The organism is Sphingomonas sp. P3_C6 (assembly GCF_056402595.1).
In genome coordinates, this window is record NZ_JBFUHB010000009.1 from 109741 (window position 1) to 120866 (window position 11126).

An 11126-nucleotide genomic window follows, 5' to 3' on the forward strand; every position below is an offset into this window, starting at 1 on the left:
AGGCCGATCAAGATGGTTTGCCGCTGTCCTTCGTCATCGCTTCAGGCAGCTTGATCTCCGGCAGGCGGGCGGCTGGCGCACAATCCACGCTCGTGTCGATCCGCGGCTTGGCGAACTTGCCCGGGCCATCGACGTTGAGCAGCTTTGCCTCGCCATTCTGCACGCAGATGCCGGGCGTCTTCAGCTTGGGATTGACGAAGCCGTCCCACAACACGTCCGGCAATTTGCCGCCACCCAGCGCCTTCATCGGCGCGAACCGCCCGCCCGGATCGTCACCGCCGCCCGAGAAGCGGTTGCCGGTGACGTAGATATTCTCCGGATAGGGGTCATAGGCCTTGGCGATCCCGCGCGTGGTGTCGAACCCGGTCGAATAATAGCTCGAGATGATGACGTTGGCGGTCTTGTTGTCCTTCACGTCATTGTCGAAGATCTCGACCTGGTCGTTCGAATTGACGATTACACCCGAACCCGGCGGGACCGAGCTGACCGCACTGCCCTTCGCGCCGAAATTGGCGTGGTTGTTGGCGACCACATTGTTCTTGTAGACGCGCGTCTTGCTGCCCGGCACCGGCAGGTTCGGCATGTTGAACACCAGGATGCCGCCGGTATTGCCCGTCGCCGTGTTGCCATAGACATCGGCGTTGTTCGAATTCTCGATCTCGATTCCGGCGACATTACCCTCGGCGCGGTTGTCGCGGACGATGATGTTGTTCGACTGGCCGACATAGATGCCGGCGTCCGACGCGCCCTTCACCACCGCCCCCTCGATCAGCACATTGGTCACCTGTACCGGATAAAGGCCGTACGCGCCGTTCGAGGTCTTGCCGCCGCCGGTCCATTCGGCGCGCACGCGGCGGATCACGGTGTTCTTCACGCCGTTGACCTTCAGCGCATCGCCCTTCGAATCCTCGAAGGCGAGATCCTGGATGGTGAAGTCGTCGCCGGTGACGAGCATGCCCTCGGCACCCGAGGTCTGCCTGGCGAAAGACAGGATCGTCTTGTCCATGCCGGCGCCCTTCACCGTCACGCCATTGGCGGTCAGGCTCAGGCTGCGGCTCAGTGCATATTTGCCGGCCGGAATATCGATCACCGCACCGGGCTTCGCGTCGAGCAGCTTCTGTTGCAGGTTCTTCTCGAAATCGGGATCGATCACGAAGCCTTGGGCATCGGTCTTCGGTCCGCTGCTGCAACCGCCCACCAGGGCAAGCACTGCGACGCAGCCGAGAAATGCGATCCTGTTCGCCATCATTCTCTCTCCACTTTGCTTCTGTTCTAGAATTTGAAGCCCAGTTCCGCCCCGTAAAAGCCTGGCCGATCGGCACGGACATAGGGCGTCTGGAAGATATCGGCCGAGATCGTATTGAGCGTCCGGTAATAGCGTTTGTCGAGCAGGTTCTCGGCATAGAGCGAGATCGAGAAATGGTTGTCGGGCGAACGCCAGCCGATCTTCGCATTGACGATGTTGCGATCAGATCGAAGCGCACCGAGTTTCGACCAGTCGACGAACGGCGCGATTCCGGCATCGATCGCCCGCTGGGCATCGTTCAGCCGCTGGTGTGAAGTGTAGCTGTAGCTGGCGTCGGCGAAAATCGATCCGTGGCCGATGTCATGATCATAGTGCGCGCTGAAGACGCCCCGGAACGCAGGCTCGCCGGTAGGTTGGCCCGAGATGTCGACACCCTGCTCGATCCGCGTGACCCATTTCGAATTGATCGCGCCGGCCGTCACCCCGATCCTGAAATCGCGCGACAGCACAAACTGTGTCTCCAGGTCGATGCCATAGGCCTCGGAATCGCCGGACCGTGTCACATATTGCGGCAGGCAGATCGTGCCGGCCGCGACCGGCGGCACGCAATTTGGGTTGGTGCTCGGCTCCAGGCTGATCGACTGGCGGTTCTTGTATTTGAAATAATAGCCTGACGCGTTGAACCGCACCCGGTGGTCGAACAGCTCGGATTTGAAGCCGCCTTCGAAATTCCAGACCTTTTCCGGCTGGAAGAAGGAGTTGATCTCGGTGGAATTGTAACCGCCGGCCTTGTAGCCCCGTGATGCCGAGGCATAGAGATGCACGTCGTCACCCAGGTCATACTGGATCACGAAGCGCGGGCTGACATCACTGAACACGGCACGGCGCGTGAACGGCACACCCTCAAGCGTGCCCTCGTCGAATATCAATCCGTTCGGCCCGATGATGAACGGCTGGCGCAGGAAGTCGCCCACGCTGATCGCCGCATCCGCCGGGAACGCATCGACGCCGATGATCGCATTGTACAGCGCGCCCGGAGCATTGATGGCGTCCAGCCCCGGCGAGGTGAAGCCGCCATTCGTCCAGGTGAATTTCTTGAGGTCGTGCGTGTAGCGGATGCCAGCCGTCAGGCTCAGGCGATCGGTCACCTTGTAGGTCGCGTCGCCGAACGCGGCATAGGAATCGTTGGCGGCTCGGTTGTTCATGTCCTCCTGGAAGGTCTGGCCAAAGACCGGAAGGCCGCCGAACTGGTTCAGGATGGTGAAGACCGGGAAATCAGCGACCTCGTTAAGCAGCCGGTCGACGGAGTCGCTCAGCAAGGTCACCGCGCTGGTCTGCCGCCCGCGCTCATGGAAATAGCTGGCACCGGCGATCGCACTCAGCCGGTCATTGTCAAAGCCGACGCGGAATTCCTGATAGAGGCTGCTGTTCTTCTCGATATTCTCGGTATCGAAATAGCGGGTCGGGTCGGCCGTGCCGTCCTCGTCCTCGCGATTGTGAGTCTCGAAATGCTTGAAAGAGCTGATGCTGGTGAAGGTCAGCGGCCCGGCATGATGAGTCGCGGTGAAGGAGACGGCGTTCAGAATCCGCGTTTCCTTGTCGCCGATCACGTCGTTCGTGTATGGCCCCCTCGGATCGGTGCTGAGCGCGAAATCGCTGATGCCGATCGCGAACGGGCCGTCCTTGTGCGTGTCGTCATGATCGTAAGTAAGCACGAAATCCGTGTCGGCGGTTGGCGCCCAGCGTAGCGCAGCGCGCCCCGACTTGTTGTTCTCGCCCTCGCGCTTCTCGCCCGTGACCGCATCGGTCAAATAGCCCTTGCGATAGTTCGAGACCCCATTGAGCCGCAGGAAGAGCGTGTCGGTCAGCGGGATGTTCACCGTCGCGTCGGCCCGCACCTTGCCGTAATTGCCGACCTGCACCGTGCCTATCAGCTCGCGCGTATCCTTCGGCTTGTTGGTGACGATCGAGATCGCGCCGCCTGACGTGTTGCGCCCGAAGAGCGTGCCCTGCGGGCCTTTCAGCACTTCGACACGCTGGATGTCGTTGAAGAAGATCAGCGCGGAGCCAGAGCGCCCGGAATAGATGCCGTCGACGAAGATGCCGACCGACGGCTCCGTGCCGATACCGAAATCGTCGGTCTGCACGCCGCGGATCGCGAAGCTCGGCTGGGTCACCGACGTATCGTTGATCGCCAGGCCGGGCGTAAAACTGTCGAGGTCGCCAATGGATTCGGCGCTGAGCGAGGCGATGGTCGCGGCGCTGAATGCCGTGACGCTGATCGGCACTTTCTGCAGCGATTGTTCGCGGCGCTGCGCGGTGACGACGATGTCCTGAAGTTGACCGCGATCCGTATCATCGGCCGGTGCGGAGGATTTCCCCCCGGGCTGACTCGCCTCGGGAGGCGGTCCGGTCGTTACCTGCGCGGCAGCAGGTACTGCCCAGATTGCGGCCACACTCATCAGCAACGCTGTCTTACGACATGTCGTCATCAACTGCTCTCCCCGAACGCGATAACGACTCGGAAGCTATCGCTACTTTGTAGCGAACGCTATCGTTTTCTGATTTGGCACCATCTACTTGATAAAAAGAGATAGTTGGTCCGATTTTACCAGTTTTACGGCTTGCTGCGACGCAGCATTATTTCCGACCCATGTCTGGAGGGGTTGTCCATCTTCGACTGCAACCCGTAGTTGCTGAGCAGCAGCCGGACGCCAAGGAACCGCCGCCCGGTGATCCGGACGGCGGTTCCTGGTGGCCCGGCTATAACGCAGCCAGAGCGCTTATTTCGTCTTGAAGGTCACGCCCTTTGCTTCCCATTCGGCCTTGGTGTGGCACGTCCTCTTGGTCAGGATCGATCCGGTCACGAGCGCCGCGCCGCTGACGGTCGGCGATAGGCAGATCTTCTTGGCCGGTTGCTCGGACGGCATCGGCGCAGCGCTGCCTCCGGGGGTGCCGGTCGGATTGGTGCTTGCCATCGCCGGAACAGAGGTGGTCACGAGCATTGCGACGGCGGCGGCAAAGACAGGGCGGCTCAGGATCGAACGGTGCATCTCAGGGTCCTCCATGGATATCGGTACAAGCGGGCAGTGCGACCCGCGACTGTACTACTGCATTACCCATGCCAAACACTCGGAGGACGTAGAATCAATGACTTAACTACTATCGACAGCGCGACAAGCATCAGCCTTTCCGAAAGACTGGCGATTTTCCCAGAGAGTCGGCGAACCGCCCCATTCAGCCTCCGGACAGGAGTGATCGGCGCCGGACACAGGCTGTCCGCAACCGGACAAGGAACCTAGAGCCGAACGATCCGCGTACCGATCCGCTCGGCTTCTTCGGGATCGTGAGTCACCATCAGGATCGGCAGCTTCAGCCCGTCACGGATATGTTCGATCGCGCGCATCACTTCCTCACGGCGCGACCGGTCGAGCGACGACAGCGGCTCGTCGAGCAGCAGGAAGCGCGGCGCGCTCAGCAATGCCCGCCCGATCGCCACCCGCCGCGCCTCCCCGCCCGACAGGGTCCGCGGCCAGCGATCAAGCAGCGCATCGATGCCCAGGAAAGCGGTCGCCTCCCTGATCGCCGTTCCCTCGGGTGCGCCGTACAGAAGATTGTCCCGCACTTTTATGTGCGGGAACAGCCGCGGTTCCTGGAAGACATACCCTGCACGCCGGCGCTCGGGCGGCACGTCAGCGCCCGTCGCGGAATCGAACAATGTCTCGCCGGCGACCCGGACATGCCCGGCATCGGGTGCCAGCAGGCCGGCAACCATGTTGAGCACGCTCGTCTTGCCAACGCCCGATGGCCCGAACAGCACGGTCGCCCCCTGCTCCGCGACAAACTCAATCGCCACCTCGGTATCGCCGAGCCGTCTGGAAAGCGCGATATCAAAGGACATGCAGCCCCCTTCCCGCACGCCGCGCGAGCAGTTCGGACGCGATCAGCGCCGCCAGCGACAGCACGACGGAGATCGCCGACAACCGCCATACCATCGCCTCACCGCCGGGCTGCTGGAGCGCCGAATAGATGGCGAGCGGCAGGGTCTGGGTCTGGCCGGGTACATTGGAGACGAAGGTGATGGTCGCGCCGAACTCGCCGATCGACCGGGCAAAGCCAAGCACCGCGCCGGCCAGGATACCGGGCACGCTGAGCGGCAGGGTAATCGTGCGGAACACCCTGCCCGGCCCCGCGCCAAGCGTCCGCGCCGCCCCTTCGAGCCGCCGGTCCACAGCCTCGATCGACAATCGCATCGCGCGCACCATCAGCGGCAGCGCCATCACCCCGGCGGCGATCGCCGCACCGGTCCAGCGGAACAGGACGGAAACCCCGAACCAGTCCATCAACCAGCCGCCGAACGGCCCGGCCGGTGCGAAGGCGATCAGCAGCAGCCAGCCCGTCACCACCGGCGGCACGACCAGCGGTAGATGGATCAAGGCATCAAGCAGCACCTTGCCCGGAAAACGCCACCGCGCGAGCACCCAGGCCAGCGCAAAGGCGATCGGCAGGGTCACCAGCATCGCTACCGCACCGACCTTCAGCGACAGCAATATGATGGTCCATTCGTCAGGGCTGAGCATGAATGCCCCTGCCCCAATCACTTCCGTCACCCCGGACTTGTTCCGGGGTCCATCGATCCACGGAAGCTGCCGCTCGTGGCGACATGGATGCCGGAACACGTCCGGCATGACGGAAATGGAGTGTCTCGCTCACCGCGCCGAAAAACCGAACCGCACGAAGATCGCCTTGCCCTCGCGCGACACCAGGAACCGCCGGAACGCCTCCCCTTCAGGATTCACCGACGCCTTCAATCGCGCGATCGGATAAGTGATCGGCGGATGCGATGCCGCAGGGAACACGCCCGCGATCCGCACCTTCGCCGATGCCCTGGCATCGGTCGCATAGACGATCCCCAGCGGCGCGGCACCGCGCTCGACCAGCGCCAGCGCTGCGCGGACATTCTCCGCCCGCACCACTTTCGCGCTGACCGAATCCCACACGCCCAGCTTCGTCAGCGCCGCCTTGCCATATTTGCCGGCCGGTACGCTCTCCGTATCGGCCATCGCGAGCGGACCCGCCCCCAGCACACGCGCAAGGGGGCCGCGAGCCAGCGGGATCGTCACCCGGCTCCCGGCCGGTGATACGATCACCAGCCGGTTGCCGAGGAAGTCGCTCCGCGTCGCCGATACGATCAACCCCTTGGCCGCCAGCGCATCCATCCATTCCTCGTCGGCGGACACGAACAGGTCGGCCGTCGCTCCCGCCTCGACCTGCCGCGCCAATGCGGACGAGGCAGCAAAGGAGATCACCGGCTTGGGATGCCCCTTGCGCGCCCAGGCATCCGCCGCCGCGGTCATCGATTCCTGCAACGACGCGGCCGCCAGCACCAGCGGCGCGCCCGCAGGTGCGGCACCTGAGGCGATCCCCGCCGGGCTCACCGCCAATGCCAGCATCCCGGCGACCATGCGAGCCACGCGCTTCATCGCAAACCGTCTTGTCATTGTATACAATTCCTCTGGCGACCTACCCTTCTATACCTTAGCGCACGCGTCAAACCATTGGGCTGGGAAGCCGGTGAGTAAGAGGATCTGGTGCCTGGCGGTCATGACGTCGCTTGGCATGACCGGCGCGGCGAACGCCGTCGAGGGCATGCGCCCAAGGCACCCCAGACCGGCGACACCCATTCCGCCTTCTCCGACGCTACGGTGCCGTTTAGGCCGGCCTTCCTGACCTGGATCGTCACCCCGGACTGGCTTCAGGCTGGCGATACGAGGCTCAGTTCGCCGTCACCCGCCCCGTCCGCGCCAGCTTGCCCCATCCGACCTTCGGCCCGCGCAGCGCCTGGGCAATCGCCTTCAGCACCACATAATACATCACCTGCCGGTACCCGATCCGCTGCGGGATCAGCAGCCACAACAGGCTCCACTTCTCCCGCCGTTCGAGCGCAAAGGCAATGACGGCAGCCAGCAGATCGATTGCCGTGAACACCAGCCAATAGATCAGCATCTTCTCGACATCATGCTGGGTCTGCGCCCAGCCATGCGCCTCGACCGAGATCCAGGTCATCACGAAGCTGAGGATGAGCGCCAGATCGATGATCGGCGATATCGCGGCCAGCACGATCTGGAAGACGATCGCCTGGGGCAGACCGACCCGGGCCAGCCCCTTCGGCCGCCCTTTGGCCATCACCGCCCCATGCTTCCACAGGCACTGGAGCGTGCCATAAGCCCAACGGAAGCGCTGCTTGGCAAGGCCCGCAAAGCTCTCCGGGCTCTCGGTCCAGGCAACCGCATATTGGTCATAGGTCACCTTCCAGCCTGCCCGCTGGATCGCAATGGTCAGGTCCTGGTCCTCGGCGAGCGTATCGTGCGGATAGCCGCCGACGCTCTCGATCGCCGACAGCCGCCACGCGCCGACCGCACCCGGTACCACCGTCATCGCGTCGAGCCGGGCGAGCGCGCGGCGTTCGAGGTTCTGCGCGGTGATATATTCGAGCGCCTGCCATTTGGTGACCAGATTCACGCGGTTGCCGACCTTGGCATTGCCCGCAACCGCGCCCAGCGCCGGATCGACGAACCAGCGCGCCAGGCGCGAGATGGTGCGGGGCTCGAACTGCGTATCGGCATCCAGCGCGATGACGATTTCGCCCGTCGCGAGCTTCAGCCCCTCGTTCAGCGCGCGGGCCTTGCCGCCATTCTGCAGGGTCAGCAGCCGCACCCGCGGCTCGTCGGCGAACGCCTCCGTCACCACCGCGCTGGTGCGGTCGCTCGATCCGTCGTCGATCACGATCACTTCGATCCGCACATCGACGCTGGCCAGCACGCCGTGTACCGCACGCACGATCACCGTCTCTTCGTTGAACGCCGGGATCATCACCGTAACGAAGCGATTGGGATCGATCGTGGGGAAGATCGTGCGCCCCTCACGCCGCGCCTGGATCAGCGCCAGGGCCGACAGCGTGATCGCCCGCAGGATGCCGATGCTGATCGCGAACAGGAAGATCCAGCCAAGCGCCGTGATCACCGCACCGATCGTGCCGAAGATGAACAGGTTGGTCTCGGCTGCAACCCGCTCGCTTTCGGTGATGACCGGCATGGCGACATCGCGCGGGATGCCGGCCAGGGTCGACACGGGCACGAACGTGTAGCCCTTGGCGCGCAGCGTATCGATGATCACCGGCAAGGCCGCGACAGTCTGCGCCCGGTTGCCGCCCGCGTCATGCAGCAGCACGATGTTGCCGCTGCGCTCGACATTGGAGGCTTCGACACCGGCAATGGTCTGGTCGATGATCTCCTGCACGCCCGGCCTTTTCCAGTCGCCCGGATCGACGTGAAGCCCGACCGACGTATAACCGCGATTCTGCGCCTGGAGCGCCGGCTCGATTTCGTCGGCCGTGGTCGGCTCGGCGTCCCCGAAATAGGGCGCGCGGAACAGCCGGAGCGATCGCCCGGTAAAGGCCTGGAACAGCCGCTGCGTGGTGTTGAGCTGGAACGCCGTCTCGCTGTCGGTCGCGCCGGCGAGGTTGGGATGGGTGTAGGTGTGGCTGCCCACCTCATGCCCTTCCCTCACCATCCGTTCGAGCAGCGGCCGTTCGGTCAACGCATTCTCGCCGATGATGAAGAAGGTCGCGGGCACATGCTCGCGCTTTAGGATGTCGAGGACCTGCGGCGTCCATTGCGGATCGGGCCCGTCGTCGAAGGTCAGCGCCACCAGGCCAGGCCGATAGCCGGTCCGCGCCACGACATAGGGCGACGGTAGCCGGACGAAATCGACAGTGGCAAGCGATCCGTCCTTCGCCGGGATCGCCTTGCGGATTCCCTCGACCGGCACGCCGGCGATCTTCAGGATTTCGCCGCTGCCTTCGATATCGACATCGGTGCCGGCCGGGATCGCGTTGATCGCGGAGGGCGGCGGCAGGGTGCGATGCGTTCGCCCGAAGATCGACCAGAGGCCCGGATCCTCCGAGCCGAGGCGCCATACCGCCACCGCGCCGATCCCGGTACGCGACAGGAACCGCATCTGGTTATAGGCGGAGGCCGCATCGAGCATCCACACGACATGCCGCTCGGTGCCCTCTTCATAGGCAAAACCGCTATTGCCGCTCTGCCGGTCGAATACGGGCATCGCACTCGATTCCCGCGCCGCCTGCCAGGCTTCGTCGATCGCCAGCGGGTCGCCGCCCTTGCCATGCCAGTCGTAACCATAGTTGCCGATCGCGACGACCAGCTTGGACGGCGCGATCCCGCGCGACGCACGCTCGACCGCCTGTTCGAACCAGGCCTGCGATGCGATCGGCCCGGCCTCGCCGCCGAGCTCGTGCTCGTCATAGGCCATCAGGAACACCCGATCGACGATCGCGGCATAGGATTTCACGTCCCAGCCAGAATCCTCACCCACCGGAACGGCGATGGCGACGATCCAGCCATGCCGCCCGAACCGTGCCTTGGCTTCACGTAGAAAGGCGCGGTAATCCGGCTGCGCGCTCGGCGGCAGCTCCTCGAAATCGAAGAATGCCCCGCCGGCCTGATTCGCCGCGAGCCAGGGCTCGAGCTTGTCGAGCAGCGCCCGCCGCTGCGTCGGGCTATCGAGCAGAGCCGCCATGCCTTTGCCGTCCCATTCGCCCTGGAGCGCGTTCTGGACCATCGGCAGCAGCAGCGGACGGCGCGATGCCCGGTTGAGGATCGCCCTGCCCGCCTGGTCGCGGAATACGGTGATGTGGTGGTCGCTGCCGGTGACCGATACCCAGCCGGGGATCAGCCAGTCGAGATCGTCGATGTGCCGCCGCAGCGAGGCGGCGCTCGATTCGTCCCACGGCACGTGAAAACCGATCGCGAGCGGCGCATTCTCCCGCACGCCGCGCGCAGGACGGCCGGTCAACAGCCGGGCATAGTGGTTCAAGCGGTGCCGCGCGCGCTTCAGCAGCGGCTCATGGGGCGGCGGCAGGCGGGTCAGCGCCGGGTGCTCGGCATCGACCGGCAACAGGGGCGCCCTGGGCACCGCGCCGATCGACAGGGCCAGGGCGGCGAAGGACAGCAGGACCAGCGCAACGAACGCCCCGACCGCGAATGCAAAGCGCCGCCGTCGGCGACCAGACGCGTCGTAGAAGATCGGGGTGAGGTTCATAGGGTTCCCGGTTCAGTCGTCAGTATCGATGGCGGCTATTTCATCTGCGGCATGGCAATGCACCTACGATTACATGACAAATCCGTCATGAACGAACCATCATGCAAAGGTTTGGCCCGGGCACGCAGACTATGCTGTTTCCCATACTTATCCAATGGTATGATCGACGATGCCCGACCTGTGAGCGTATCGTCGGTCATAGTGCGTTGTCCGGCCTGTCGCGAGTCGCGGTGAGGACCGGATCACGATCGGCGAGACAAAGGGGCCATCATGCTCAATCTGACTGTCAACGGCACCGCGCATGAGGTGGACGCGCCGGCGGACATGCCGCTGCTATGGGTCCTGCGCGACTTGCTCGGCCTCACCGGCACCAAGTTCGGCTGTGGCATCGCACAGTGCGGGGCCTGCACGGTCCATGTCGATGGCGCGCCTTTGCGGTCCTGCCAGCTTCCCGTCGGCACGCTCGGCACCCGCGCCGTCACCACGATCGAGGCGATAGGCCAGACCCCGGCCGGCGCTCGTGTGCAGCGCGCCTGGCTCGACCAGGAGGTCATCCAGTGCGGCTATTGCCAGTCGGGCCAGATCATGGCCGCGACGGCGCTGCTCGCCGGTACGCCGAGCCCCGACGACGCCGATATCGACGCCGCCATGTCGGGCAATATCTGCCGCTGCGGTACCTATGTCCGCATCCGCGAGGCGATCAAGAAAGCCGCCGCCACGCCCTGACATCAGCCGACCTTCGCGCCCTCGCTCTATC

General features: G+C 64.3%; 8 protein-coding genes. 1 reads left to right on the plus strand and 7 read right to left on the minus strand.

Annotated features, from left to right (window positions below; genetic code table 11):
• Positions 1-7 precede the first annotated feature (7 nt).
• The 7 genes from AC1DT7_RS11670 to AC1DT7_RS11700 form a co-directional block, all read right to left on the minus strand.
• Positions 8-1246 carry a parallel beta-helix domain-containing protein gene (locus tag AC1DT7_RS11670; protein ID WP_478036121.1) on the minus strand — a complete coding sequence of 413 codons (1239 nt, stop codon included), beginning with the start codon at positions 1244-1246 and terminating at the stop codon, positions 8-10.
• A 26-nt stretch (positions 1247-1272) separates the two neighbouring features.
• Positions 1273-3708: a TonB-dependent receptor gene (locus AC1DT7_RS11675; RefSeq protein WP_478036122.1), complete on the minus strand. Its 2436-nt coding sequence runs from the start codon at positions 3706-3708 to the stop codon at positions 1273-1275.
• 321 nt (positions 3709-4029) lie between these two features.
• The gene (locus AC1DT7_RS11680) at positions 4030-4299 is read right to left on the minus strand and encodes a hypothetical protein (protein WP_478036123.1); all 270 of its coding nucleotides are present in this window, start codon (positions 4297-4299) and stop codon (positions 4030-4032) included.
• Positions 4300-4544: 245 nt separating this feature from the next.
• Positions 4545-5147, minus strand: coding sequence for an ATP-binding cassette domain-containing protein (locus AC1DT7_RS11685; RefSeq protein ID WP_478036124.1), 603 nt, complete (start codon positions 5145-5147; stop codon positions 4545-4547).
• Entirely contained in the window at positions 5137-5826 is a 690-nt protein-coding gene (gene modB / locus AC1DT7_RS11690; protein WP_478036125.1) for a molybdate ABC transporter permease subunit, read from the minus strand. Before modB ends, AC1DT7_RS11685 begins: the two co-directional genes overlap by 11 nt.
• 129 nt (positions 5827-5955) lie before the next feature.
• Positions 5956-6711 carry a molybdate ABC transporter substrate-binding protein gene (modA, locus tag AC1DT7_RS11695; protein WP_478036154.1) on the minus strand — a complete coding sequence of 252 codons (756 nt, stop codon included), beginning with the start codon at positions 6709-6711 and terminating at the stop codon, positions 5956-5958.
• Between the two features lie 310 nt (positions 6712-7021).
• A complete protein-coding gene (locus AC1DT7_RS11700; RefSeq protein WP_478036126.1) occupies positions 7022-10369 on the minus strand; it encodes a glycosyltransferase in 3348 nt (1115 codons plus the stop codon).
• Positions 10370-10639: 270 nt separating this feature from the next.
• On the opposite strand from AC1DT7_RS11700, the gene AC1DT7_RS11705 reads away from it, so the two are divergent.
• A complete protein-coding gene (locus AC1DT7_RS11705; RefSeq protein ID WP_478036127.1) occupies positions 10640-11095 on the plus strand; it encodes a (2Fe-2S)-binding protein in 456 nt (151 codons plus the stop codon).
• The last annotated feature ends 31 nt before the right edge of the window (positions 11096-11126 follow it).

Coding starts and splice junctions, on each gene's coding strand:
- AC1DT7_RS11675 (WP_478036122.1), bottom strand. CDS start 3,708: ATGAGTGTGGCCGCAATCTGGGCAGTACCTGCTGCCGCGCAGGTAACG.
- modB (WP_478036125.1), bottom strand. CDS start 5,826: ATGCTCAGCCCTGACGAATGGACCATCATATTGCTGTCGCTGAAGGTC.
- AC1DT7_RS11705 (WP_478036127.1), top strand. CDS start 10,640: ATGCTCAATCTGACTGTCAACGGCACCGCGCATGAGGTGGACGCGCCG.
- AC1DT7_RS11670 (WP_478036121.1), bottom strand. CDS start 1,246: ATGGCGAACAGGATCGCATTTCTCGGCTGCGTCGCAGTGCTTGCCCTG.
- AC1DT7_RS11680 (WP_478036123.1), bottom strand. CDS start 4,299: ATGCACCGTTCGATCCTGAGCCGCCCTGTCTTTGCCGCCGCCGTCGCA.
- modA (WP_478036154.1), bottom strand. CDS start 6,711: ATGGTCGCCGGGATGCTGGCATTGGCGGTGAGCCCGGCGGGGATCGCC.
- AC1DT7_RS11685 (WP_478036124.1), bottom strand. CDS start 5,147: ATGTCCTTTGATATCGCGCTTTCCAGACGGCTCGGCGATACCGAGGTG.
- AC1DT7_RS11700 (WP_478036126.1), bottom strand. CDS start 10,369: ATGAACCTCACCCCGATCTTCTACGACGCGTCTGGTCGCCGACGGCGG.